This window comes from Paenibacillus puerhi, assembly GCF_009846885.1.
Taxonomy (GTDB): Bacteria; Bacillota; Bacilli; order Paenibacillales; family NBRC-103111; genus Paenibacillus_G; species Paenibacillus_G puerhi.
Window position 1 is genome coordinate 1 of record NZ_WUWM01000037.1, and the last position, 25,051, is coordinate 25,051.

The 25,051-nt window shown below is 54.1% G+C and carries 23 protein-coding genes and 1 rRNA gene; all 24 read right to left on the reverse strand.

Features of this window, described 5'->3' with window-relative positions:
• Positions 1 to 66, reverse strand: a 16S ribosomal RNA gene (locus GSF01_RS25055); the annotation flags it as partial.
• 411 nt (positions 67 to 477) lie between these two features.
• On the reverse strand, positions 478 to 1,974 hold the full coding sequence (gene lysS, locus GSF01_RS25060; RefSeq protein ID WP_159888011.1) for a lysine--tRNA ligase: 1,497 nt from the start codon (positions 1,972 to 1,974) through the stop codon (positions 478 to 480).
• Between the two features lie 276 nt (positions 1,975 to 2,250).
• Entirely contained in the window at positions 2,251 to 2,727 is a 477-nt protein-coding gene (gene greA / locus GSF01_RS25065) for a transcription elongation factor GreA (protein ID WP_159888012.1), read from the reverse strand.
• A 206-nt stretch (positions 2,728 to 2,933) separates the two neighbouring features.
• Positions 2,934 to 3,926 carry a tRNA dihydrouridine synthase DusB gene (gene dusB / locus GSF01_RS25070; RefSeq protein ID WP_159888013.1) on the reverse strand — a complete coding sequence of 331 codons (993 nt, stop codon included), beginning with the start codon at positions 3,924 to 3,926 and terminating at the stop codon, positions 2,934 to 2,936.
• A gap of 31 nt (positions 3,927 to 3,957) precedes the next feature.
• A complete protein-coding gene (locus GSF01_RS25075) occupies positions 3,958 to 4,188 on the reverse strand; it encodes a helix-turn-helix domain-containing protein (protein WP_159888014.1) in 231 nt (76 codons plus the stop codon).
• Positions 4,170 to 4,694 carry a 2-amino-4-hydroxy-6-hydroxymethyldihydropteridine diphosphokinase gene (gene folK / locus GSF01_RS25080; protein WP_159888015.1) on the reverse strand — a complete coding sequence of 175 codons (525 nt, stop codon included), beginning with the start codon at positions 4,692 to 4,694 and terminating at the stop codon, positions 4,170 to 4,172. Before folK ends, GSF01_RS25075 begins: the two co-directional genes overlap by 19 nt.
• 3 nt (positions 4,695 to 4,697) lie before the next feature.
• The gene (folB, locus tag GSF01_RS25085; protein ID WP_159888016.1) at positions 4,698 to 5,060 is read right to left on the reverse strand and encodes a dihydroneopterin aldolase; all 363 of its coding nucleotides are present in this window, start codon (positions 5,058 to 5,060) and stop codon (positions 4,698 to 4,700) included.
• Positions 5,061 to 5,116: 56 nt separating this feature from the next.
• Positions 5,117 to 5,956, reverse strand: a complete 840-nt coding sequence (folP, locus tag GSF01_RS25090; RefSeq protein ID WP_159888017.1) for a dihydropteroate synthase — start codon at positions 5,954 to 5,956, stop codon at positions 5,117 to 5,119.
• A complete protein-coding gene (locus GSF01_RS25095) occupies positions 5,949 to 6,854 on the reverse strand; it encodes an aminotransferase class IV (RefSeq protein ID WP_159888018.1) in 906 nt (301 codons plus the stop codon). Before GSF01_RS25095 ends, folP begins: the two co-directional genes overlap by 8 nt.
• Positions 6,851 to 7,432: an aminodeoxychorismate/anthranilate synthase component II gene (gene pabA, locus GSF01_RS25100; protein ID WP_159888019.1), complete on the reverse strand. Its 582-nt coding sequence runs from the start codon at positions 7,430 to 7,432 to the stop codon at positions 6,851 to 6,853. The genes GSF01_RS25095 and pabA overlap by 4 nt, the downstream gene beginning before the upstream one ends.
• Before the next feature lie 6 nt (positions 7,433 to 7,438).
• Positions 7,439 to 8,992, reverse strand: coding sequence for an anthranilate synthase component I family protein (locus tag GSF01_RS25105; RefSeq protein ID WP_159888020.1), 1,554 nt, complete (start codon positions 8,990 to 8,992; stop codon positions 7,439 to 7,441).
• Between the two features lie 125 nt (positions 8,993 to 9,117).
• Entirely contained in the window at positions 9,118 to 10,056 is a 939-nt protein-coding gene (gene cysK, locus GSF01_RS25110) for a cysteine synthase A (RefSeq protein WP_159888021.1), read from the reverse strand.
• A 100-nt stretch (positions 10,057 to 10,156) separates the two neighbouring features.
• Positions 10,157 to 11,116: a peptidylprolyl isomerase gene (locus tag GSF01_RS25115; protein ID WP_159888022.1), complete on the reverse strand. Its 960-nt coding sequence runs from the start codon at positions 11,114 to 11,116 to the stop codon at positions 10,157 to 10,159.
• A gap of 77 nt (positions 11,117 to 11,193) precedes the next feature.
• Positions 11,194 to 12,066 carry an Hsp33 family molecular chaperone HslO gene (hslO, locus tag GSF01_RS25120; protein WP_159888023.1) on the reverse strand — a complete coding sequence of 291 codons (873 nt, stop codon included), beginning with the start codon at positions 12,064 to 12,066 and terminating at the stop codon, positions 11,194 to 11,196.
• A 13-nt stretch (positions 12,067 to 12,079) separates the two neighbouring features.
• Positions 12,080 to 12,844 carry a type III pantothenate kinase gene (locus tag GSF01_RS25125; RefSeq protein WP_159888024.1) on the reverse strand — a complete coding sequence of 255 codons (765 nt, stop codon included), beginning with the start codon at positions 12,842 to 12,844 and terminating at the stop codon, positions 12,080 to 12,082.
• On the reverse strand, positions 12,841 to 13,722 hold the full coding sequence (nadC, locus tag GSF01_RS25130; RefSeq protein ID WP_159888025.1) for a carboxylating nicotinate-nucleotide diphosphorylase: 882 nt from the start codon (positions 13,720 to 13,722) through the stop codon (positions 12,841 to 12,843). The genes GSF01_RS25125 and nadC overlap by 4 nt, the downstream gene beginning before the upstream one ends.
• Positions 13,715 to 15,313 (reverse strand): L-aspartate oxidase, encoded by a 1,599-nt coding sequence (gene nadB / locus GSF01_RS25135; protein ID WP_159888062.1) that lies wholly within the window; start codon positions 15,311 to 15,313, stop codon positions 13,715 to 13,717. The genes nadC and nadB overlap by 8 nt, the downstream gene beginning before the upstream one ends.
• Before the next feature lie 54 nt (positions 15,314 to 15,367).
• A complete protein-coding gene (gene nadA, locus GSF01_RS25140; RefSeq protein ID WP_159888063.1) occupies positions 15,368 to 16,306 on the reverse strand; it encodes a quinolinate synthase NadA in 939 nt (312 codons plus the stop codon).
• Positions 16,307 to 16,569: 263 nt separating this feature from the next.
• Positions 16,570 to 18,543, reverse strand: coding sequence for an ATP-dependent zinc metalloprotease FtsH (ftsH, locus tag GSF01_RS25145; RefSeq protein WP_159888026.1), 1,974 nt, complete (start codon positions 18,541 to 18,543; stop codon positions 16,570 to 16,572).
• Between the two features lie 71 nt (positions 18,544 to 18,614).
• The gene (gene hpt / locus GSF01_RS25150; protein WP_159888027.1) at positions 18,615 to 19,154 is read right to left on the reverse strand and encodes a hypoxanthine phosphoribosyltransferase; all 540 of its coding nucleotides are present in this window, start codon (positions 19,152 to 19,154) and stop codon (positions 18,615 to 18,617) included.
• An 11-nt stretch (positions 19,155 to 19,165) separates the two neighbouring features.
• On the reverse strand, positions 19,166 to 20,596 hold the full coding sequence (gene tilS / locus GSF01_RS25155) for a tRNA lysidine(34) synthetase TilS (protein ID WP_159888028.1): 1,431 nt from the start codon (positions 20,594 to 20,596) through the stop codon (positions 19,166 to 19,168).
• A gap of 92 nt (positions 20,597 to 20,688) precedes the next feature.
• Entirely contained in the window at positions 20,689 to 21,603 is a 915-nt protein-coding gene (locus GSF01_RS25160) for a protein kinase domain-containing protein (RefSeq protein WP_235941727.1), read from the reverse strand.
• Positions 21,587 to 22,357, reverse strand: a complete 771-nt coding sequence (locus tag GSF01_RS25165; RefSeq protein ID WP_159888029.1) for a vWA domain-containing protein — start codon at positions 22,355 to 22,357, stop codon at positions 21,587 to 21,589. Before GSF01_RS25165 ends, GSF01_RS25160 begins: the two co-directional genes overlap by 17 nt.
• Before the next feature lie 164 nt (positions 22,358 to 22,521).
• Positions 22,522 to 25,017 (reverse strand): stage II sporulation protein E, encoded by a 2,496-nt coding sequence (gene spoIIE, locus GSF01_RS25170; RefSeq protein WP_159888030.1) that lies wholly within the window; start codon positions 25,015 to 25,017, stop codon positions 22,522 to 22,524.
• Positions 25,018 to 25,051 lie beyond the last annotated feature (34 nt).

Here is a 25,051-nt window from a genome sequence, read left to right on the forward strand (position 1 = left end):
CTCGACTTGCATGTATTAGGCACGCCGCCAGCGTTCGTCCTGAGCCAGGATCAAACTCTCCATTAAGGTAGTCTTTTCGGTCCGAAGGCCGAAATGACTACAAGGTTTGTTCGACTTGCTCAAAAGTAATGCTAGCGAGAATTTTCATTCTCTATTTAACACTCACTCGTTGTTCAGTTTTCAAAGGGCAATGAAAATGCTTGGGTTTACTCTCAACTCCGAATTACTCATCCGTCGAAAGCAACTCTTATATCTTATCACACTTTCAATCGCGAATGCAAGCTTTTTTTCTCGCATTTTATTTTCTTAAGCGCATGCCTCAGAAGCGACAAGTGTTAATATATCAAATCCTATCGAATAATGCAACCTCTTTTTTTAAGCCAATCTTTACAAGATACATATAGAACTCGATTCTGCCGACACCTGTAAAAAAAGCGTACGGCTCTCGGGAGCCATACGCTTGTCTTTCTTAATGCTTTACTCTCCCTGACGTTCACGCATAAGCGGGAATAGCAGTACGTCACGGATCGAAGGCGCGTTCGTCAGCAGCATCACCAGACGGTCGATCCCGATGCCGAGGCCTCCGGTAGGCGGCATGCCGTATTCGAGGGCGCGGATGAAATCATCGTCCATCTCATGCGCCTCATCATTGCCCTGCTCTTTTTCTACAAGCTGCGCCTCAAAGCGCTGCCGCTGATCGATCGGATCGTTCAGCTCGCTGAAAGCATTCGCATGCTCTCGGGCCACGATAAACAGCTCGAATCGGTCCGTGAACCGGGGATCGGTCTCGCTTTTTTTAGCCAATGGCGAAATCGCCACGGGATGTCCCGTAACAAAGGTAGGCTGAATCAGCGTTTCTTCTACAAAGGTCTCGAAGAACTGGTTGACGATGTGACCGAAAGTCATCATAGGCTCAACCGGAACTTTATGCTCCTTCGCCAGGCGATGCGCCTCTTCGTCGCTCATCTGCACGCTGAAATCCACGCCCACGACTTCCTTGATCGCATCCACCATAGTGACACGACGCCAAGGAGGCGACAAATCGATTTCCTTCCCTTGGTACATAATCTTGGTGGAACCGAGCACTTCTTGCGCGATATGCGCGATCATTTCCTCGGTGAGTCTCATGATATCCTGATAGTCGGCATACGCTTCATACAGTTCAATCATGGTGAACTCCGGATTATGACGGGTAGAGATCCCTTCATTGCGGTAAACGCGGCCGATTTCATAAACCTTCTCCATCCCGCCCACAATAAGACGCTTGAGATGAAGCTCGATAGCGATCCGCATATACAACTGCATGTCCAGTGTATTATGATGCGTGATGAAAGGCCGAGCAGCCGCTCCGCCCGCGATCGAGTGAAGAGTAGGCGTCTCCACCTCCAGATAACCGCGAGCATCGAGGTAACGGCGCATAGACTGAATAATCCGGGAACGGGCAATAAAGGTTTGTTGAACGTCCTGATTCATAATCAGATCGACGTACCGCTGGCGGTAACGAAGCTCTACATCCTTCAGGCCGTGATACTTCTCCGGAAGCGGAAGCAGCGATTTGGATAAGACGTCGACAGAATCCGCCTTAACGGAAAGCTCTCCGGTTTTGGTACGGAAGAGAGTGCCGGTAACGCCGATCAAATCTCCGATATCGAGCAGGCTATAGGCTTTATACGAGTTTTCATTCAAGGCGTCAGCGCGTACATAAATCTGGATTTTGCCGGTGATGTCCTGCACGTGGGCAAAGCCGGCCTTCCCCATTTCCCGCTTCTGCATGATCCGGCCTGCAATCTTGACCTCGACCGACAGCTCATCCAATTCTTCCTTCGTTTTGGATTCATACGTCTTGGCGATATCCCCCGCATGATGCGTACGGTCGAATTTTTGCCCGAACGGATCGACACCCAGCGCGCGCAGCTCATCCAACTTGTTGCGTCTTATTTGCAGCAATTCATTTAATTCCATGTCCACGGTCATGTTCTTCGCTCCTTGATTCATAAGTCCGACTTCCAGGCTAATAGGCAAAAAAGCTTCCTAAGGAAGCTTCTTCTAAAAGAGGTTGTTCAAAAAGCCTCACTCGGTCGCGAAGTAACGGATGAAGCAACGCGACATGAACCCTCAAATCACCTTCGAGGCCCGGTACCCATGGTGAGGGTTTACCGGCATGTCGCTCTTCCTTCCTCAGTTTCTCGCGCTTTTGCCCAGTGCAGATAGGGTTGGCTCTTTGAACTCGCATCTCCAAGACCTGCCTGCTTACTTCTGAATGTCGATAATTTCATATTGAATAACGCCTGCAGGTACGGTTACATCAACAACTGAGCCTTTGTTCTTACCGAGAATAGCCTTGCCGACCGGGCTCTCATTGGAAATTTTGTTCTGGAACGGATCGGATTCGGCCGTACCGACGATCGAGTACTCCAGGATATCTCCGAACTCGAGGTCCTTCAGAGTAACCTTGGAGCCTACGCTTACGGTATCGGTATCCACTTCGTCATTATTAATAATACGGGCATTGCGGAGCATCTTCTCCAGCGTGATGATGCGTCCCTCGACGAACGCCTGCTCATTCTTCGCATCCTCGTATTCGGAATTCTCACTGATGTCTCCGTAGCCGATAGCTACTTTGATCCGCTCCGCCACTTCACGCCGCTTCACAGACTTCAGATGTTCCAGCTCTTCTTCGAGCCTTATCAGACCTTCCTGGGTGAGAATGACTTCTTTTTCGCTCATTGCCACATATCTCCCGTCATGTGAAAGATTTTCATAGAACCAGATCGATCGAACATGAGTTCGCTTTGAATTGCAATATGAACGCATGGAAAGCGGCTTAACTCCCGCTAACCCCGATGACTATTGAATGATTATATTTCAAGCCAACTTAAATGTCAATGTAAGCCAAATAACGGAAAAGCCCGACCTCGGCCGGCCTGAAATACTTACTGCGCCGCCACTTCACGATCCTCCAGCGTATGAATGAAATCATTCAGCAGCTGGACCATCGCATCGCGCTTCGTTTGCTCCATGATAGCATCTTTAATACGCGCTGCCCCGTGAAGCCCCTTCAAATACCAGGCCAGATGCTTGCGCATCTCCTTCACGGCTACGGATTCGCCTTTGAGCGCAGTCAACCGGTCCAGGTGAAGAATCGCAATCCGTATCTTCTCTTGAGGGGACGGCTCCGCCGGGAGCTCCCCGTGGGTCAGGTACTGAATCGTGCGGTACAGCATCCATGGATTGCCCAGTGCGGCCCGGCCGATCATGACGCCGTCGACTCCGGTATGATCCAGCATCCGCTTCGCATCCTCCGGCGTAAACACGTCCCCGTTGCCGATAACCGGGATTTTGACGGACTCCTTCACTTCTTTGATAATGTCCCAGTTCGCATGGCCGGTGTACATCTGAACCCGGGTACGTCCATGAACCGCAACCGCAGCGCCGCCGCCATTTTCCACGGCCTTCGCATTCTGCACGGCATACACATGATCGTCATCCCAGCCTATGCGCATCTTGACGGTAAGCGGTTTGCTGACAGCCTTGGAAACGGTAGCGACCATCTGTTCGATTTTACCGGGGTCCAGCAGCCAGCGCGCTCCGGCGTCGCATTTCGTAATTTTCGGAACCGGACATCCCATATTGATATCGATGATATCGGCGTTCGTATGCTCATCGACATATTTAGCCGCTTCGACGAGCGTCTCGGTATCTCCTCCGAAAATTTGCAGACTGAGCGGCTTCTCCCTCTCATCGACATACAGCATATCAAGCGTGCGGTGGTTGCCGTGCAGGATCGCCTTGTCGCTGACCATCTCCGCACAAACAAGACCGCAGCCGAACTCCTTGGCGATCAGCCGGAAGGCGGGGTTGCAGACTCCGGCCATCGGAGCCAGAACAACATTGTTGGGGGCGGTGACGTTACCGATCGTTAGCATTTGCATTCACTCCTTTCCTGATGTTCATTCGTTACAAACGTCCGCTTCGGGCAGAAACGAGAGACGGCTCCAGTTCCTCCGGATCGATCCCCAGTGCTTCCGAGATCTTAACGATGATGGCTTCATCCGCTTTGCGCGTCCCCCGCTCGATAGCGCCCAGCACAGCAATGGATACCTCCAGCCGCTGAGCCAGTTCGTTTTGTGTAAAGCCTTTTAATTTGCGAAAAGCGCGGATGCGCTGAGCTAGCACGTTTTTCTCCAAGGCCTAACGCCTTCCTTTCCTTCAACCCACTCTAGCCGCTCTCGGAAAGCCCGCGCATCGGGCACCTCCAGCTTCTCCATAGCATCGATCAACGGAACGAGGACGAAAGCCCGCTCCATCATGCGTGGGTGGGGTAATATCAAGTCCGGATCATCCTGACGGACATCCCCGAACAACAGCAGGTCCAGATCGATCGTACGGGGTCCCCAGCGGACCTCGCGCTTGCGGCCAAGCCTCTGCTCTACTTGCTGCATCCGCTTCAAAAGCTCATAAGGCGGATGCGAGGTTCTTACCGCTACCACCATATTAAGAAAGGAGTCCTGATCGGTATACCCGACCGGCTCCGTTTCGTATATCCCTGAACAGGAGGCCGTGTGTATCCCTGAATCCTCCCCTAACAGCCGGATTGCCTCCGACAAGTACCGCTCCCGGTCCCCCATATTGGAACCCAGAGCGATGTAAGCCAAGATTAGCGGCTCGCGCTCCTGCGCGTCCGTTGCATTCATCCGTTATGCCCGCTTTCTATGAATTTCTGCCGACACCCCGTCAAACTGAATCGCTACCGGAGGATTCGGCTTGTGTACGCGTACCGTAATGGCATGTATACCAGTATAAGTGGATAGCACCTCGGATGCAATATGTTCGGCCAGCGCTTCGATCAGCTTGTACGTACGCTCTTCGACGATGCTTCGGATCAGTTCGGATACTTCCGCATAGTTCACGGTATCCTCGAGCGCGTCGGAGCGGCCCGCCCGATCCAGCGGCATATGCAGCTCCGCATCGACGACATAACGCTGACCCAGCTTGTTCTCTTCCGGGAACACGCCATGGTAACCGTAGAAGGCCAGGCCCTTCATCGTGATTTTGTCCATTGCCGCAAGTCTCCTCATTTCGCTTTATATTCGTAGCGGATCATCATGTCCTCATGTCAGGCACGATGCCGAAGGATAGTGTCCGTCATATCGGCTACACGCCGCATCGCAAGCACATCATGCACCCGTACGATATGACAGCCTTGGGCGATCCCGAGGGCAACCGTCGCAGCCGTCCCCTCCACCAGATCATGCGTGGGCAAATCAAGCGTACGGCGGATCATGCTCTTGCGGGAAGTCCCGAGCAGCACCGGGTAGCCGAGCGCCGCAATCCGGTGAAGTTCGTTCATCAGCTGCAGATTCTGCTCGTAGGACTTGGCAAAGCCGATCCCGGGATCAAGCACGATCTGCTCATCCCGGATACCGGCCTTATGCGCGCGTTCTATCATCAGCCACAAATCTTCCATAACATCCTGTATAAAATTAGCATACACCGCTTCCACCCGATTATGCATCAGAACGATCGGACAGTTGAAATCGGTAGCGACAGCGGCCATATCAGGATCATACATCAGACCCCAGATGTCGTTGAGAATCGTTGCCCCGGCCTGCATCGCTTCACGCGCGGTTTCGGCCCTGTAGGTGTCGACGGAGATCGGCACGGTGAGGCCGGCTTCCCGCAAGGCCCGAATGACCGGCGTCACTCTCCGCCGTTCCTCCTCTGGGCTGACGGGGTCGGCGCCCGGCCGGGTCGACTCACCGCCGATATCGAGTATATCGGCCCCCTCCGCGACCATCTGGCGCGCGCGTGCTACGGCAGCCTCAAGCTCTACATAAGCTCCTCCGTCCGAGAACGAATCCGGAGTCACATTCAGAATCCCCATGACAAGAGTCCGGCCGCTTGTACCGGCTTGCCGCCCTAGGTCGAAGGGCATTGTCCCTGCAGCGTTATTCATTTACCCTATTGCCCCTTCCTGTAAACATCCTTGTCGTCTCGGCCCGGTACAATTGCTGCAGACGCCGCGTGAGCGTGCCGGTCTCTCCCGTACCGACCTGCAAGGCCGCCCCCTTCCGATCCAGAAGAGTGGCAACCGGTACGATCTCTTGAATCGAATTGGTCAGAAACACCTCGTCCGCACCCGCAAGCCGTTCCCAGCCGTAACGTCCCTCAGCCGCTTCGAGACCCAGCTCCGCAGCAAGCTCCAGCACCTTGCGCCTCGTTATACCCGGGAGCAGACCCGTGTCTACCGAAGGCGTGAACAGCCGATCCTTTTCTACGAAGAACAGATTGCTGACCATCCCCTCGCACAAGTCTCCCGCTCCGTCCAGAAACAGTCCTTCGGCGCCGGCGGCCCAGGGGTAACCGTTCAGCTCGTGCCTGGCCAGTATATTATTCATATAATGCAGCGACTTCAGCCTTATCGGCCCTTCCGGCGTATTGCGCCTTAGCGACAAGAGCTGCAGAGCCTTGGGTGTCGGGAACACGGCAGGATCGTAAGGCGGCAGCGGCTTGACGTAGATGAGATCCCATGGCGCTTCATAGTCTCCAGGCGGCAATCCCAGCGCCTCGACTCCCGCTGTCACCGTCAGCCTGAAATACGCATCGCTCAGGCCATTGGCCGCGAGCAGAGCCGCGAACCGTTCCTCCAATCTCCGGCGGTCCGGGCGGTAGCGGATTCCCAGCGCTTCACAACCGGCCAGCAGCCGCTCCAGGTGCCAATCAAGCAAGTAAGCTTCGCCGCCATAGGTTCGAAATGTCTCGAATAGCCCCATACCGTAGAGAAAGCCGTGGTCGTATACAGAGACCACGGCTTGTCGTTCCTCTATAAGGATCCCCTTGCAATCGATCATCATACCCGGCTCAGGACGGTCTCTTGAAGGAAATTGCGAAGCATCTGATGACCGTAGTCGGTGATGATGGATTCCGGATGGAATTGCACGCCCTCGATCGGGTACTCTTTATGACGCAGCCCCATGATCTCGCCTTCGGCGGTTTCGGCGCTGATCTCGAGGCAATCCGGAAGCGTCTCCCGCTTGACGATCAGCGAATGGTAGCGCGTAGCCGTAAATGGCGAGGGCAGATCCTTGAAGACCGTCTTGCCGTCATGGAAGATTTCCGAGGTTTTGCCATGCATCAAACGTTCGGCCCGAATGACTTCGCCTCCGAACATTTGGCCAATGGACTGATGCCCCAGACAAACGCCAAGAATAGGAACCTTCCCTTTAAAGTGATCGATCAGGGATAAGCTGATACCGGCTTCATTCGGTGTACACGGTCCCGGCGAAATCAGAATATGATCCGGAGCCAATTGCTCAATGCCAATCAGATCGATCTCATCATTGCGGCGAACGACAATCTCCTGTCCGAGCTCCCCGAGGTACTGCACCAGGTTGTACGTAAAAGAATCGTAATTATCGATTACCAGAATCATCGTAAACTACCTCCTGCGGCTAATCGGCTGCCGCTCGCTGTATTGGATAGCTTTCCACATCGCCTTGGCTTTGTTCATCGACTCCGTATACTCCTTCTCCGGCACGGAGTCGATCACGATCCCCGCGCCGGCCTGCACATAACCAACACCATTACAAACGACCAAAGTCCGGATAATAATATTAAATTCCATATCTCCATTGTAATCGATCCAGCCCATCGACCCTGTATAGGGGCCGCGGCGGACCGGCTCCAGCTCTTCGATGATTTCCATCGTGCGGATCTTGGGAGCCCCTGTAATTGTCCCTCCGGGAAAGGTAGCGGCGATAACGTCGAATGCATCGCGTCCTTTTGCGAGCTTGCCCTCCACCTCGGAGACGATGTGCATCACATGCGAGTAATATTCGATAACCATAAACTCTTTGACCTGAACGCTTCCATATTCCGAGATACGTCCGATGTCATTGCGCTCCAGATCGACCAGCATAATATGCTCAGCCCGCTCTTTCTCATGATGGATAAGCTCAGCGGCCAGCTGCCGGTCCTCCTCTTCGCTCGCGCCGCGCGGACGCGTGCCTGCGATAGGACGCGTACGGACGACTCCCTCCTCCAGCTGGACAAGCAGCTCGGGAGAGCCGGAGACAAGCTGAAAGTCGGCGAATCGGAGCATACCCATGTACGGGGACGGATTCACCCTCCGCAGCCATTCGTAGATCTCTTCAGGCTCTGCGGAAAGCTTCTTGTGCTGCCGCACCGACAGGTTGACCTGGAACACGTCGCCGGCCGCGATATATTCGCGAATGCTCCGGACAGCGGCTATATAGTCGGCTCGGGGAAAATCCGCCGCAACATCTTGCATCGATTCGGGATCGATCTGCAAGAGGTCCTCGTCCATGCACCGGCGCTTTTCCTCCGCTTCTTGAATGTGCCGCGCGTCCTGCCAAGCCGCTTCGAGCCGGTCCCACAGCGACTTCATCTTGTCAACCGCGGCTGCGGCCGCCTGATACATCGACTCTAACCCCGACTTTGCACCTGTATCCCCGGAGGGAAGATGCGTATGGAAAGCGCAGTACAGTCTGTTGTCCTGATGGTCGACGATCCACAATTCATCTACACGAACAAAAGCATAATCCGGTATGGGCAAGTCCGCGGCAGCCCGTACCGGAAGACGCTCGATCGTGCGGATCGTGTCATAGCTCCAGAAGCCGAGGCAGCCTCCAAGCCACTTGGGGGCCTGCTCGACACGCGGCGACCGGTAAGGCGCCATCCATTGCTTGACCAGCTCGAGCGGTTTACCCTGCAGGCTCTGCGGGCACTGCCCTTGTTCCGTAACTACGGCTTCCAGGCCAGTGCCGCGAATCTCGGAGACCGGCCTCAAGCCGAGAAACGTATACCTTCCTCCCTTACCGCTTTCCAGCACGAAGGCCCCAGGCAGTGCCGTCTCCCAGGCAGGAGCCCAGGAGAGCATAGGACTTCCCTTCAAAGGGAAGCTTCGGACGTAAGGCAGTACGGAATAATCCTTTGCCCAACTTGTCCACATGTCATAGGATGTCAACAGCATCGATCATTCCGCCTTTTCTTCCGTTCGGATTCAAGTGTTGGAATTAGTATACTTGAAATCCGCTATGAAAAAAAGGGGATTACCAAAAAGCCCGCTCAGGTGAGCGGGCCATGCAGGCTGCAAGCTTAGTCTTCGAATTGATACAGAGGAGTGGACAAATAACGTTCCCCGTTACTAGGTACGACAGCTACAACGCGCTTGCCCGCACCAAGCTCCTTGGCTACTTTCAGAGCGGCAAAGATGGCTGCTCCGGAAGAAATACCGCCGAGGATGCCTTCTTCTTTCGCTACGCGGCGCGACGTTTCGAATGCATCGTCATTCTCAACAGGAATAACAGCGTCATACAAGCTGGTGTTCAGGATATCCGGCACAAAACCGGCACCGATACCTTGGATCTTGTGAGGACCTGGCTTCCCGCCGGAAAGTACAGGGGATGCAGCAGGCTCAACGGCATAGATCTTAATGTCAGGGAAGTTTTCCTTCAAGACACCGCCAGCGCCTGTGATCGTACCGCCAGTACCAATCCCGGAGATGAACGCATCCAACTTGCCGTCATGAGATTTAATAGCTTCTACAATCTCAGGTCCCGTCGTTTCCCGGTGAACCTTAACGTTCGCCTGGTTTTTAAACTGCTGCGGGATGAAGTAGCCTGGGTTTTCAGCTACGATCTCTTCAGCGCGCTTGATGGCGCCCTTCATTCCTTCGGCTCCTGGCGTCAGAACGAGTTGAGCACCATAAGCACGCAGCAGGTTGCGACGCTCGATGGACATCGTTTCCGGCATAACGAGGATCGCTTTGTAGCCTTTAGCCGCAGCGACCAAAGCCAGCCCGATTCCCGTATTTCCGCTCGTCGGCTCTACGATCGTATCGCCCGGCTTGATACGGCCCTCTTGCTCAGCTACCTCGATCATGCTGATCGCGATCCGGTCTTTTACACTCGCACCCGGATTCTGGTACTCCAGCTTCACATAAATTTCAGCGCTGCCTTCCGGCACAACGCGGTTAAGCTTAACAAGCGGCGTATCCCCAATCAATTCCGTGATGCTTTGGACCAATCTTGCCATTCGTATTCTCCTCCTCAAGAGCGCCAAAAATATCCGACTAATTTGCTAGGTATTATACAGTCAATATTATCAACCCATGAGGATGTTGTCAATATGAAAGTTAGCCGGATGCTACCAGCTCGGTCTCCCGGATCTGCACGTTCCACTTCTCGCGGAGCTTAGCTATCGTTTCCTTCATGGGCAGAGCTTCGCGCAGAGCCAATTCCCGGCGCACCTGCTCGCGTATCGCTTCGGGCGAGCCCTTGGATTCGACCTTGCGTTCCCTCAATTTCACAATAACATACTTACCGTCCACCTCGACGGGCTTCGACACCTGTCCAGGCTGCAGCTGCTTGCCCGCCTTCAGAATGGCAGGATGGATAAACGGATCGTCCTCATCCAGCCACCCCAGATCGCCCCCCGAGTTGCGCGTGGCGTCATCCAGCGATCGTTCCTTAGCGACTTTGGCAAAATCCGTTCCCTTGGCCAGCTCCGAGCTTGCCCGGTTCGCCTGTTCCCGGCTCGCGGTGACGATCTGCTCGAGACGCAACTGCACCCTAGGTTGAAATTCCTCCTGGTGATGCCGAATATATTCGTCCACTTCGACATCTCCGACTTGGATGCCTTGAATCGATACCTTTTCCATCAGCAGCTTGTGCTTGACGTCTGCATTCAGTGCTTCGCGGGACAGACCCAGTTGTTCCTCCATCGCTTGATAAAACTGACTTTCACTTTCATAGCCTTGCTGCATCCGTTCCAATTCCCGCTTGATCTCTGGCTCATCGGCGCTGATGCCGACCGCTACCGCTTCCCTGCGAACGACCTCCCGGTCAATCATCTGGTCGAGCACTTCTTTGCCGTATTTCTGAAGCAATTGTTGCTGCAAATCTTGCCGTGTAATGACTAATTCTCCGATGCTGGCAATCGCTCGCTCTTGCTCGGCCTTGCTCGGCGGTTCCGGGTTCGAATGGGCATCAGCGCTTGGCTGCTGATAGAGACGGGCCGTTAATACGGAGGAAAGGACGCCGACGGCGACCAGCAAGATTGAGATCATTCCCCATAGTACCTTAACGTTTCGCATGTCCTATCCCCTCATATAATCACTCGCTTGAGTTCCGGTCACAACCGCTTGACGCTGCTATCGTAAGCTTCGAAGATTTATAACGATTCGATCAACGCGGTTAGATCGTTCCCGGCGAACCGATACGTTTCATTGCAAAAGTGACAGGAAACCTCGGCCTGCCCGTCCTCAGCCAGAAGCTGCTCCAGCTCCGATTTCCCCAAGCTGATCAAGGTTTGCTCCACCCGCTCGCGCGAGCACTTGCACTGGAAGCGGATGTCATCGCGCCGCTCCAGCACCTGCACGTCGGGAAGCAACGTCTGCAGGATCGACTCCAGACTTTCTCCCCGCTCTAGAAGGCTGGTGATCGGCGGAAGTCCGGAAAGCTGCTTTTCAAGCTTCACAATCTCCGCATCGCTCAACCCGGGCAGCAGCTGGATGATAAAGCCTCCAGCCGTTTTGACCGTGTAGTCCACATCCACGAGCACACCAAGCGCTACCGCTGACGGCGTCTGTTCCGACTGGGCAAAATAATAAGTGAAATCCTCGCCAAGCTCCCCCGATACGATCGGAATGCTGCCGCGGTAAGGCTCCTTCAGGCCCAGATCCTTGGTCACATACAGAAAGCCTTCCGTACCTACAGCGCCTGCCACATCCAGCTTGCCGATTCCGTTGAGCGGAAGATCGACAGACGGATGATCGACGTATCCTCTTACTTCTCCATGGGCATTGGCATCGGCGACAACTTGACCGATCGGCCCGCCGCCCTTCACCTGAACCGTGAGCTTCTCCTCGCCCTTCAGCATGGCGCCCATCATCAGCGCGGCCGTGGCTGTGCGTCCGAGCGCAGCCGTAGCTGTAGGCGTCGTCTGATGTCTGACTCGAAGCTCTTCAACGATCGTTCTCGTTCTAACGGCAAAGGCACGCACTTTACCCTCTAGGGCAGTCGCCCGAATTAAATAATCCTGCATGGTCCACTCCTTCTTACATATTCCGATTATAGATGATCTGCAGCCCCTGCAGGGTCAAGAGGGGGTTGACAAGCTGAATCGTACGTGACTCGCTGGCGATCAGCTCGGCTAATCCGCCTGTTGCCACTACGGTGGGGTCTGTCTTGTATTCTTGCCGGATACGGTCGATGATACCGTCCACCTGCCCGGCGAAGCCGTAAATAATACCTGCCTGCATTGACGAGACCGTCGTGCGCCCTACAACGCTTCTAGGCTTCACCAGCTCGATGCGGGGCAGCTTGGCTGCATGCTGATACAGCGCTTCCGTTGATATGCCGATCCCCGGCGCGACAGCGCCTCCGATGTACTGTGACTTTTCATCGATATAATCCAAGGTTGTGGCAGTGCCGAAATCAACCACGATACAGGGAGGCCCATACAGCTCAATGGCCGCTACCGCATTGACGATCCGGTCCGCTCCCACTTCCTTCGGATTTTCGTAACGAATGTTCAGCCCCGTCTTAATCCCCGGTCCCACGACCATAGGCTTTTTCTTTATATACTTTACACATAACTGCTCCAGCACAAACATGAGCGGGGGCACCACCGAAGAGATGATGACGCCCTGCACCTGCTCAAGGCCGATGCCGGCATGCTGAAACAAATTGTACATCATAATCCCGTATTCGTCCGCTGTGGTCGCCCGACTCGTGCTCAGCCTCCAGTGATGAACCAGCTGCTTCTCCTTGTAAAGGCCGAGTACGATGTTCGTATTGCCCACATCCACTACCAGAATCATGCGTTCGAGTCCTCCCCGGGACCCTTGCGTTCATTGAGATCCAGGCTGATGTCGAGGGCCTGCACGGAATAAGTCAAACGGCCAACCGAGATGACATCGACCCCCGTTTCTGCGATCGCACGTACGGTATCCAGGGTGACCGTGCCCGAGGCTTCTATCAGAATATGCGGCGCGGCGCTTTTCATGCGCTGAACCGCTTGGCGCATAAGCTCAGGCTGCATATTATCCAGCATGATAATATCCGGGGCTGCTGCAAGCGCCTCTTCCAACTGCTCGAAGCTTTCTACCTCGATTTCGATTTTCATCGTATGCGGAATGTTCGCGCGTGCACGGCCGATAGCCTGGGCTATACCGCCCGCGCCCTTGATATGATTATCCTTGATCATGACAGCATCGTACAAGCCGTATCGGTGGTTATGTCCGCCCCCGACGCGCACCGCATACTTCTCCAGGGTCCGATGGCCCGGAGTCGTTTTGCGGGTATCGACAAGCCGCACAGGCAGTCCATCCAATCGCTCTACAAACTGACGAGTCCGTGTAGCGATACCTGACATACGCTGCAGCAGATTCAAGGCAAGCCTTTCCCCAAGCAAAATGCTGCGCGTGCTCCCATGTATCTTCGCAAGAACAGTTCCGACCTGAACAGCCTGTCCCTCGACAGCCTTGACTTCAAAACGAAGCTCCGGGTCCACGACCGAAAATACCGTTTCCGCCACAGCTAGACCTGCAACAATGCCTGTGTCCTTCACATGGATAATACCGACAGACTGCGAGGATTCTGGAATCGTCGTCATCGTGGTCACGTCGCCCATCCCGATATCTTCTTCAAGCCAGGCCCGGATGCTGTTCTCCAGTGCCGTCCGGTTTATTTCAAACATCGTCAATCCGCCCTTCCGTCGTCCCATTCCCGCGGCTGAACACCGTATGCTTCCGCCACACCAGATCGTCACGCTCCGGGAAATCCTCCCGATAGTGTCCCCCGCGGCTTTCCTCTCTAATCAAAGCGGCTTCCGTCGTCAGCAAAGCACAGATCAGCAGGTTAGCGAATTCATATTCCTCCCGCTTGCTAAGCGAGCTGTCGAAAATCGCAAGATGCCGCTTCAATTCCTCGTAACCTTTGGCTAATCCTTTGCCATTACGTACAAGCCCCGCATAGCGAAGCATCAGCTTCTGCAGCTTTAGCTTCTTCTCGACCACCGGCTGGATCGCCTGCTCGTGGGAACGCTTAAACTCAGCGATGGGAGGCGTGCTCCCCACTGGCGGCAATTCATTAATGCGTTCGACAATCCTTCTGCCGAATACAATAGCTTCGGATAAGGAATTGCTAGCCAGCCGGTTAGCGCCATGAACGCCGGTGGAAGAAACCTCGCCGCAAGCAAAGAGACGCTTTACCGTAGTTTCGCCGTGAAGATCAGTTTCAACGCCGCCCATCATATAATGCGCAGCAGGCGCTACCGGAATCCAATCGGAGGAAAGATCGAGTCCGTAGTGCAAGCAGGTTTCGTAGATCGTCGGGAAGCGCTGCTTAACCCCTTCCTCCGATTCATGGGTGAAATCGATATACACGAACGTAGATTTCGTATTTTCCATCTCGCTGACAATGGCACGGGCCACAACATCGCGTGGCGCAAGCTCAAGCTGCGGGTGGTAGCGTTCCATGAAGCGTTCTCCGTTAATGTTCCGCAATACGGCGCCTTCTCCCCGAACGGCCTCGGAGATGAGAAAACGCGGCGCACCCGGGTAGCATAAGGCCGTCGGATGAAATTGAATAAACTCGACATCGCGAATACGGGCGCCGGCCCGGTAAGCGATAGCGATTCCGTCGCCTGTGGCAATATCGGGATTTGTCGTATAACGGAACAGCTGCCCCGCGCCCCCTGTACAAAGCAGCGTCGCCTTGGCTTTCACGAAAACCTTAGCTCCACTCGGCTTCTGCACGATCGCCCCAAAGCATTCGCCTTCATGCGTAATCAGATCGATTACAAAATGATCGTCCCATATTTCAATATTCGGGTCTTGCTTGGTCTTCTCCGACAATGCACGTACGATCTCCGCTCCAGTCGCGTCGCCCTGCGCATGAAGGATACGGCGCTGACTATGCGCGCCTTCCTTCGTCAGAGCATAACGCCCGTCCTCCATATCGAACTCGGTACCCAGACCGATCAGGTCCTCGACTCCGGCCGGACCTTCATGTACCAAGACGTCTACCGCCGTAGAAGAGCATAAACCGGCTCCCGCGATCAACGTATCCTGCCTGTGATAAGCCGGAGAGTCCTCATCGGAGATGACCGCCGCAATTCCCCCTTGCGCGTAACGGGTATTGCTGTCGAGCAGCGATTTTTTGGTCACCATCAGCACCTTATGCTTTTCAGCGGAGCGGAGTGCCGTGAACAGTCCGGCTATGCCGGCTCCGATCACTATAACATCCGTATGTACAGTTGGAAGCTGCTCCAGGTCAAAATTAACCATATAACGCGGAATTTTAATTTCATTCACCTTCCCGGGCAAGAGAAGTAGCGCATGCTACTTGACCAGCAGCATGCGCTCCAAGGATGCACGAGCCTTGTCGGCCACGTCTTGCGGTACATAAATTTGGGGACTGTTCGTTTCCAGGCACTTGACCACTTTCTTCAAGTTGTTGACCTTCATATTCGGACAGACCAAATATTTGGTTGCGAAATGGAACGTTTTATCAGGGCTGTCCAGCCGGAGCTGATAGCCAGTCCCATCCTCCGTGCCGACAATAAACTCCTTGCAGTCCGATTCCTTACAATACTTGATAATCGCCGTCGTACTGCCGACGAAATCACCCAATTGGACAACCTCCGGCCGACATTCCGGATGAACGACGAACTGGGCATTCGGGTACTGGGCTTTCATTTCTTCGACATCTTTGACGGTAAGCATATCGTGAGTATTGCAATACCCTTCCCAGATGATCATTTTTTTGTCTGTGAATTTGGAGACGTAATCGCCCAGGTTTTTATCGGGAACCCAAATAATTTCATCCGAATCTACAGACTCGATAACTTTAATTGCGTTGGCCGAGGTACAGCAAATATCCGTCTCCGACTTCACATCGGCCGACGTATTGATGTAGGCGACTACCTTAGCGTTCGGATGCTGCCGCTTCAGAGCACGCAGACCATCGACATTCACCATATCGGCCATAGGACAGCCCGCCCGTTCATCCGGGATAAGGACGGTTTTGTTGGGCGCTAATATTTTGGCGCTTTCTCCCATAAAATGAACGCCGCAAAAAACGATGACATCCGCATCCGTCGAAGCGGCCTTCTGAGCCAATAAAAAGGAATCTCCACGGAAATCGGCGACTTCTTGAATTTCATCCCGTTGATAATAGTGAGCAAGAATAATAGCGTTGCGTTCCTTCTTCAGTTGCATAATCCGTTCCTTGAGTTCGCGCTGCTGTTCCGCTTTGCGCTCGAGAGCCAGAGCTTCCATCATGCACCTTCCTTTACTTCCTTATGATAAGACCCCTAGATGGTGAAAATGTTCACAAAGATATTAAAGATTTACACCTAATTTACACGTGAGGCCCCTGCTATGTCAATGCTTAAATACCAGTGAAAGCAGGCGAATACAGGCATTTCCCACTCGCCCGTTCCGTCCCTCTGCGGATTAGGCATAGTTTCTCGCGAATCGCCTGCTTTTAACCTGGTGCAATAAAGGAAAAACCGATGCAGTTAAGCATCGGTTCCTGTAGCTTATTGGTTCGATTCGTCATCCGAATCCTTTTTGTCGAAGTCCAGCTTGTTGGCATCCGCACTTGTTTCCTGGCTTTGGATATTAACTTTGATATCTTCGCCTGGTTCCGTGGCGGAGCCGGGCTTCGGCCCGAGCTTGCCGCTATCGATCAATTCCTTGATCTGTTCTTTCTCAAGCGTTTCCTTCTCGATCAGCGTCTCGGCGATCAAACGAACCTGGTCGCTGTATTGGGTCAAAATTTCCTTAGCCCGCTCATAGCAGCTGCGGATAATCGACTGCATTTCCTGGTCGATCTCATAAGCGATCGCGTCGCTATAGTTTTGCTCGTGCCCGATGTCGCGGCCCAGGAATACTTGACCTTGTGTCGTTCCGAACTGCATCGGACCGAGCTTCTCGCTCATGCCGAACTCCGTAATCATACGACGGACAATGCCTGTCGCCCGTTGGAAGTCACTGTAAGCCCCCGTGCCGATCTCGCCGATGAACAGCTCTTCGGATACGCGCCCGGCCAGCAAGCCGGTAACTTTATCGAGAAGCTCGTTCTTCGTCTGCATCATCTTGTCTTCTCCCTCTTTCGGGAGCATCATCACATACCCGCCGGCACGGCCGCGCGGAATGATGGTAACCTTATGCACGACATCCGCATGCTCGGCATGAATACCGACAATCGTATGGCCCGCTTCATGGAAAGCGACCATGCGCTTCTCACGTTCGCTGATCACGCGGTTTTTCTTCTGGGTACCGACGATCACACGGTCGAACGCCTCATCAATCTCATCCATCGAGATATCCTTACGGTTGCGGCGCGCGGCGATCAGTGCGGACTCATTCAACAGATTCTCCAGATCAGCTCCGGAGAAGCCGGTCGTATAACGCGCCAGCTGGTCCAGCTTCACATCTTTGGCCAGCGGCTTGTTGCGAGCATGCACCTTCAGTACCGCCTCGCGACCCTTCACATCCGGACGGTCAACCGTAATCTGACGGTCAAATCGACCCGGGCGGAGCAGGGCAGGGTCAAGGATGTCTGCACGGTTCGTGGCCGCGACAATAATGATACCCTCGTTCGCGCCGAACCCGTCCATCTCGACAAGCAATTGGTTAAGGGTTTGCTCCCTCTCGTCATGACCGCCGCCTAGACCGGCGCCACGCTGACGTCCGACTGCATCGATCTCATCTATAAATATGATACAAGGGGCATTTTTCTTCGCATTCTCGAACAAGTCACGCACGCGGGATGCACCGACCCCGACGAACATTTCCACGAAATCAGAACCGCTGATGCTAAAGAACGGAACCCCGGCTTCCCCGGCAACCGCTCTGGCGAGCAATGTTTTACCGGTACCCGGAGGACCTACAAGCAGAACCCCTTTGGGAATACGCGCGCCGACAGCGGCGAATTTGCGAGGGTCCTTCAGGAACTCGACCACTTCGACGAGCTCTTGCTTCTCCTCGTCTGCTCCAGCCACGTCCTCGAAGGTAACTCTCTTCTTCTCTTCATTATAAAGCCGCGCCCGGCTCTTGCCGAAGTTCATGACTTTCCCGCCGCCGCCTTGGGCTTGATTCATCAGGAAGAAGAACAAAATGAAGATGATGACGAAAGGAATGATGGATGTGAAGAAGCTAATCCAAATGTTATCCCCTTCCATCTTCTCGACGACAATCTTACCGGCGGGAATGTCGCTTTGTTCGATCAAACGGAAGATATTCGTATCTCCCTGTTCATACGGCGCACGGGCTTCGAAATTTTTCTTCTCCGGCGTTTCCGCGTTCTTGAGCGTCCCCCTGACCAAATACGTTTGGGCGTCATACTTGACGATAATGGAATCTACATTCTTGTTTTGTAAGGCCACCCGAAGCTCGCCATAGCTAATGACTGACTTTTGATCGTTCTGGGTGCTTATGAAATGGACGATTCCGACGGTGACCAAAAAGATCAGCAGATAAAAGCCTGTGTTACGTATAATGCGATTCATCCCCTACCTCCTCTCGACAAACGGCAACTTTGTATATTGTACCACAGCACGTCTTTGCTTCTCAAGAAATGCTAAGTGGCGTAAATCTCAGGCTTGAGCACGCCGACATAAGGCAGGTTGCGGTATTTCTCCGCGTAGTCCAGACCGTATCCGACAACGAATGCATCGGGTATGACAAAGCCCTTATAGTCTGCATCCAATTCGGCCGTTCTACGCGCCGGCTTATCAAAAAGAGCGGCGACGTTAATGGATAAAGCATTCCGTCTCTCCAGCACATCGATCAGATAGCTTAACGTAAGACCGCTGTCAATAATATCCTCGACGATGAGGATATGGCGGCCTTCCACGGGAATATCCAGATCCTTGATGATCTTAACGACGCCGGATGACTTCGTGGAATGCCCATAGCTGGACACAGCCATAAAATCAAGCTCAAGCGGTATCGTAATATTCTTAACCAGATCGGACATAAAGATAAACGCGCCCTTCAATACACAAATGACGAGCGGGTTGCGGCCTTCGAAATCCCGGCTGATCGCTTCTCCCATTTCCTTCACTTTGTCTTGAATTTGCTTCTCGCTGTACAGGATTTCTTGAACGTCGTTTTGCAAGAGTAGTCCTCCTACTGTAAGTTAAAATCGGTTTGCAGCTCTATCACCAGCCTGCGCTCGCTTTCCGCCCGGACCATCGCGTGCGACGATCTTCTTACCCCGGGCAGCCACAGAATCCGTCCTTGCGAGTCGGTTATGATCGGAATACGTTCCCTTAGCCGGGCAGGCACCTTCGCATCGATGAACATATCCTTTACTTTTTTCGAGCCGTTTAGTCCATAGACAGACATGCGGTCTCCAGGCAGCCGGCTTCGTATCACGAGGGGAAACGACATGTCCACCACGTCGAATACCTCGCTCATGGCGCCTTCCGGACAGACAGGTACGAGATTCTCCCGCTCCAGCCAGTAGAGCCTCATCCAGACACCCGTCTCGGTGATTGCTAGCTCTGTCTGTCCCTCAGACACCTCATAGGTATAAGGGACGGGGGGTAACACCATAGTATGAAGCATTACCCGATCATATTCCCTGCTGAGCATGAGCGAAGAATCCAGCTGCAGTCGAAGATTTGCACCTTGAGTACGGACGGCAGCGCTGCGGATTTGTTCGATCCTCTGGTAGTCGGCGCATTCCGGTTCTAGAGCAAGATAACTTAATATTAGTTTAATCAATCGCCTTTGTAAAGCGACGTGAAGCGTGGCAAACCACGAGGCCGACCACGAGATTTCGCCGCTTGCGACGGCCACATGTTCATCCAACAGTTCCTGAGTCAGCGACTGGAGCAGGTCGTCCTCGGCTCCGGCCATCTCGGCAAGACGGTTCAATGATTCGGGCAGGCGCTCCTGATAGCGGGACAAGTAAGGCAGTACGTCCAGCCGTATCTGATTGCGGAAATACTTCGTGTCCAGATTACTGCTGTCGATCCGGTACTCCAGCGACAAATCCCGGCAGTATTGAATAAGCTCCGCTTTATATATACGGAGCAAGGGGCGGACAAGTTCCGTTTCTTGCTCCATTCTCTTCAGCGGTATACCGGTCAGGCCGGTCAAGCCCGTCCCTCTCAGAATGCGCATCAAAACCGTCTCCGCCTGATCGTCGGCATGATGAGCCAGCGCTACGCGCCGCGCATCCGCCTCCCTGGCCGTTTCCAGCAAGAATTCGTACCTCCGGGCCCGGGCCGCTGCCTGGGAATTCCCGCCGTACCGCGCCAAGTAGCCGGGCATGTCCAGCTTCCTCAGACGGAAGCCCACCCCGAGCTGCTGCGCCAGCCTCTCTACAAAGGCCGCTTCTTCCGCAGACTCCTCGCCCCGGTACCCATGATCGACATGCGCGGCCGTCAATGTCCATCCCCAGGAGGCCGACAACGCGAAAAGGAGATGCAGCAGCGCGACGGAATCAGGGCCTCCCGAAACCGCAACAACTACTCCGTCTCCTTCTGCCAGAAGCGATTCTTCGCGTATGAGCCGCTCCACCTTTGTTCGTAACGTCCATCCCGCTTCCATAGCTGTCCCCTTTCCATCCAAGCCTTTCGTCGGCGCACGAGTCTGCGCTTCTAATAGATGCTATAAGCGGTCATCAGACCCAAGACTTGTCCCTACGTAAACGAGTAATACAGCGCAGCGGCGAACAGAACGAGCGAGGCGGCAAAGCACACCTTAATCCACGAATCCATAGCGGCCGGCCTTGGAACCGGACGACTGGACTGCCGGCTGCGGGCCCGCCAATCGGCAAGCGCCTGCTTCGAGGTCTCGTAGCGACCGGTCAGCGCCTTGCGAAGCACCGGCTCCACCGCACTCAAGTGACGATTGGTTTTTAGCATATCCAGCAGCACATCCGTGCTGCGGTTCTGCGGCAGCATGGCGGCAGCCTGAACGAACTTGCGTTCCCGGTCCGTCACGCTGAGCAAAAGTACGGCAAACGAAAACAGGTCATAACCGTCGCACGCCGTCCGCTCGCCGGCACTCCAGTATCCGCGGTCGAATACCTCCGTAAATTGCTTTACGCTTCGGCCTTTGGCGGTCACACCGCCAAAATCGATCAGTTCTACCTCACCGTATTCCGTTACCCGCATATTCTCCGCCTTCAGGTCGCAGAAGGCATAACCGCTGGCATGAAGCTCCACCAGCTTGCGGAGCAGGTGCTGACCGATCAGATAAGTCCAATCGAGCCCCTTGTCCCGCAAAAAATCGGTCAGTGATTTTCCTTTGATATATCGCATGACACTGAACGGATATTCCGTCCCCTTCCACTCCAGATCGTCGGATTCGATCCAAACCTGTTGAAAGGAAGTGGAGGAACCCGAGAGCACCTTCAGCGCATTGACCTCCGACTGATGCTCCAGCGTATCGAAGCCAAGCTTGAGCGCATAAGACTTCTTGCCGCGCTTGACCAGGTACACCTTGCCATTGGCGCCTTCCCCCAGCAGTCTCTCGACCTGGTACTCGTTCTTGTTCCATTTCCCGATGATGACTGTTCCTGGGGAAAATGAGAGATCAAACGATGTAGTCACTCCATATCCCTTCCTCACGCGTTCTTCCCGGAACCACCTGCGCAGGAATGGCAGGCAGCTTGTCAACTCCATACCTTTCATCGGCATTTCCGGCGACAAACTGTACTACTTTCATCAAGGCCGGGCCTGTCGGCGTCGTGCCCCTCATGTTTAATTTATAGAACAACCTGTTCAGATTTGCAAGATTAGCCGTCCAATCGAGATCCATCTCCACTTCCTGCTCGCCGCTCAAGTTGCCGGGGAAATGGAATACGGACAGCAAGCTTTCCCCCGTCCGGGCCTGCAGGCTTAGCTGCAGATCGCGGATCGATTCCTTGACCGCCTGCAGCTTCGGCTTCATGCTGGCGCTCGCATCGATCAGCAGGGCCACCTTCAGATCGGCTTTTTCCGCCCAATCGTCGATCACCCGGACCACCTCGGAACGCTCGTGCGGCGGAAGAGCCTCCACCTTGTCATGTCCGAGAATACTGCGAAGCTCCTGTCCGACTGCCTGCCGCACGGTTTGGGCGACTGTTTTGCGCGTCATCATCTGCACGGTCTGCGAGAGCTGTGCCGGCTTCACGATACGACTGATCCCTCCGCCGGCCCCTGCAATCTCTTCTATCTCGGAAGCTCCCAATACCCCAAGCTCCCCGTCGTCGGTAATTCCCACAACATGTACGACAATGCCTTCGGCATAAGCGTGGGCAGCAGCGATAACCGGACTCATCCCCACATTCGAGCATCCATCGGTAATGAGAATAATCTGCTTCATACACATTCCTCCCAAGCTATATTATTCTCATGATTTCCACTTGGAAGAATTCTAAACTTGTAGGAATCCAGGATACCGAATATACCGAATTATCGCCTGGACGTACACGCAGAAAGCGGCGTCCTTCACGGACCCCGCTTGTTACGTTATATATAGAAGAAACATCAGCTCACCGTTCGGGGGCGCTCGATCGGGTCGATCCCCGGCATCCGGAAGGTGGCCCACTGCGGCTGGAATTTGTCGATCCTCGCGACAACGACCGTCATATCGTCATAAATATCCCCGTGATGGTAGCGGACTACCCGTTCGAGCAGCACATCGGCGAAGTCCTGCGGATGATCGGAATCGATCTCTGTAATCATCCGCTTCATCCAGAGCTCCTTGTTGACGGCATGGCCCGGCGCATCATAGATCCCGTCCGTCATCATAATCAGAATATCGCCGTGCTTAAGCGGCACCGTAACGAGATCAACATCGATATCATGGAGAATCCCTACCGGCAAATTGTTGGCGGTCACCGGAAACACCTCGTTTCCTCGCTTGATGAAGCTGGGCGTCGATCCGATTTTCATAAAGGTCGTATTCGCATTGTACAAGTCGATCAAGGCGACATCCACCGTAGCAAATACTTCATCCGACGAGCGCAGCATAAGCACCGAATTGACCGACTTGATCGCCAGCTTCTCATCCATGCCCGATTGAAGCAGCTGCTGGAGGATAGACAAGGCCGCGCTGCTCTCCGCTCGGGCGCGCTCGCCATTCCCCATGCCGTCGCTGAGAGCCACGGCGAACTTCCCATTGCCCAGCTCAACCGTGCTGAAGCTGTCCCCCGACAGCAAATCCCCGCCCTTCGCAGCGCCGGCGATACCGGTCTCCACCTCGAATTCCTTGGCCGAACCGAAGAGCACCGTACTGTAGCCCTCCTTACGCTCTACGGCCAGCTCGTTTTTCACAGCGATATGCTCGCCCAGTATTTCCGATAGGAGCGGGGCGATAATTTTCCGGCATTCATCGAAGCCCCGGGTATATTGGTGGATGATTTCGATCTCCACATTGCCTTCATCGAGATTAATGATATCGATGCTGTGAATCGACAAGCCCAGCTCCTCCAGCGCGCTGCGGATCTGCTCCTCTTGCATGAAGAGCTCCTGGCCTTCGCGCTTGATTTCTTTGGCCAAATCCTCCATCACCTGAGACACGCCGGACAATTGCTCGGCCACCAGCTGCCGGCTATCCCAGATTTGCTTTTTCCAATGCTGGTCGTTTTTATATACATGATACTGCTGCTGCATAATCTGCAGCACCTGATCAGGCTTTACGCACAGCCTCTTCCACTCCGGCAAAATATCCTTCCTCGTCATCACCTCGCGCAGCTCCACCTCCGTCATCATATCGGTCATATATTTGTAGGTTTGATAGAAACGGTCGTCCCAACACTGGTTGCGCTTCCAGCAGGAGGCGCAGGATTTCTCGGCTATCGTATTCATAAAGTGCCCGATCTCTTCGTCTTTACGGAGCGGCTGAGTGTCCACGGTGATCTGCTTGAAGCTCCGGGACAGCTGCCGGAACACCTCCGAGAACTGCTCCACCCGCTGGGCCGTCACATCCCGAACGCGACGGGCATAGTCATGCTGGGACTTCAAATTTTCCTGCGTGCCGGGCACATACTTGGCCAGCGTCTGAACAACGGCGGCCGGCGTAAGCAGGAATAGCGCGACAGCCGCAACCGATTCCCAAGTGGAACTCATAATATCCGCCTGATTGCCCAAGTAGACCGATAAAATGGATGAGCCGAGCAGCATGCCGAACGCGACGCCCATCCGGCTCCCTTCTTTGAGCAGACCCGCCAGCATCCCCGCAAAGGCCAGCAGGCTCATCTGATAAATAGCGCTGGAGTTGGCCAGGCTCAGAATGAGTCCCGTTACGACGCCCACCGAGGCTCCGAGCGGAGCGCCCCCGACCAGAGCGAAGAGCAGGAGCAAGTAGCGGGACAACACATGCTCAAGCGTCAATGAACCGACGGTCCAGCCTACGGTCCCCGTCATGACGGAAGCGAGAAGAATGATCAGACAGATGACCTCTTCATTTTTGAGATTGTAGTTTTTGCGGGTTAACGTAAAGACCGGCAGCGCTTGGAGAAAGATATGCGTCAGAATGAGACTGAGCACAGCCTCTACGCCCGTCATCATCAGCGTGTACCAGCTGAACTGTGCCGAGACCAGGTGGGAGAACAGCTGAACAAAGAAGACGGTCGCGAATACCATAGCGGGTGCATAAGAGATATCGGAGCGTTGGAACCGCTCAATCCCCTTCTGAAGCAGCAAGAACACGAGCATCTCCACGAGCAGGTACCCTGTGTGCATCGGTTCGAACGAGAATAAGCTCCCCGCAGCGAGAAAAGCTCCCGTCCAGAGCAGGTGCTCTCTCCGCAAAAAATACATCACCGCGAAAAAAGCGACTCCAAACGGCGCCAGCTGATCGAGAATCATAGCTCGTCCCAACAGGAACGCCATGAATAACAGGAGTATCGACCATTTCCTGGCGACGATCGTCTGCACCAATCTGTTTTCCACGACCCAGCTCTTCAAGGAATTGCCCGCTCTACTCATCGTGTCCGCACCGGCCAACTTTACGCGTTTGAACATCTGCTTTTTTTGCATAATTTCTTTACACCACCCATACACTATTAGTGTT

Bases quoted from the DNA above. Each gene is read 5' to 3' on its own strand.
- lysS (WP_159888011.1), bottom strand. From the start codon at position 1,974: ATGACCGTGGACATGGAATTAAATGAATTGCTGCAAATAAGACGCAAC.
- greA (WP_159888012.1), bottom strand. From the start codon at position 2,727: ATGAGCGAAAAAGAAGTCATTCTCACCCAGGAAGGTCTGATAAGGCTC.
- dusB (WP_159888013.1), bottom strand. From the start codon at position 3,926: ATGCTAACGATCGGTAACGTCACCGCCCCCAACAATGTTGTTCTGGCT.
- folK (WP_159888015.1), bottom strand. From the start codon at position 4,694: ATGAATGCAACGGACGCGCAGGAGCGCGAGCCGCTAATCTTGGCTTAC.
- folB (WP_159888016.1), bottom strand. From the start codon at position 5,060: ATGGACAAAATCACGATGAAGGGCCTGGCCTTCTACGGTTACCATGGC.
- folP (WP_159888017.1), bottom strand. From the start codon at position 5,956: ATGAATAACGCTGCAGGGACAATGCCCTTCGACCTAGGGCGGCAAGCC.
- GSF01_RS25095 (WP_159888018.1), bottom strand. From the start codon at position 6,854: ATGATGATCGATTGCAAGGGGATCCTTATAGAGGAACGACAAGCCGTG.
- pabA (WP_159888019.1), bottom strand. From the start codon at position 7,432: ATGATTCTGGTAATCGATAATTACGATTCTTTTACGTACAACCTGGTG.
- GSF01_RS25105 (WP_159888020.1), bottom strand. From the start codon at position 8,992: ATGCTGTTGACATCCTATGACATGTGGACAAGTTGGGCAAAGGATTAT.
- cysK (WP_159888021.1), bottom strand. From the start codon at position 10,056: ATGGCAAGATTGGTCCAAAGCATCACGGAATTGATTGGGGATACGCCG.
- GSF01_RS25115 (WP_159888022.1), bottom strand. From the start codon at position 11,116: ATGCGAAACGTTAAGGTACTATGGGGAATGATCTCAATCTTGCTGGTC.
- hslO (WP_159888023.1), bottom strand. From the start codon at position 12,066: ATGCAGGATTATTTAATTCGGGCGACTGCCCTAGAGGGTAAAGTGCGT.
- GSF01_RS25125 (WP_159888024.1), bottom strand. From the start codon at position 12,844: ATGATTCTGGTAGTGGATGTGGGCAATACGAACATCGTACTCGGCCTT.
- nadC (WP_159888025.1), bottom strand. From the start codon at position 13,722: ATGTTTGAAATAAACCGGACGGCACTGGAGAACAGCATCCGGGCCTGG.
- nadB (WP_159888062.1), bottom strand. From the start codon at position 15,313: ATGGTTAATTTTGACCTGGAGCAGCTTCCAACTGTACATACGGATGTT.
- nadA (WP_159888063.1), bottom strand. From the start codon at position 16,306: ATGGAAGCTCTGGCTCTCGAGCGCAAAGCGGAACAGCAGCGCGAACTC.
- ftsH (WP_159888026.1), bottom strand. From the start codon at position 18,543: ATGAATCGCATTATACGTAACACAGGCTTTTATCTGCTGATCTTTTTG.
- tilS (WP_159888028.1), bottom strand. From the start codon at position 20,596: ATGGAAGCGGGATGGACGTTACGAACAAAGGTGGAGCGGCTCATACGC.
- GSF01_RS25165 (WP_159888029.1), bottom strand. From the start codon at position 22,357: ATGAAGCAGATTATTCTCATTACCGATGGATGCTCGAATGTGGGGATG.
- spoIIE (WP_159888030.1), bottom strand. From the start codon at position 25,017: ATGCAAAAAAAGCAGATGTTCAAACGCGTAAAGTTGGCCGGTGCGGAC.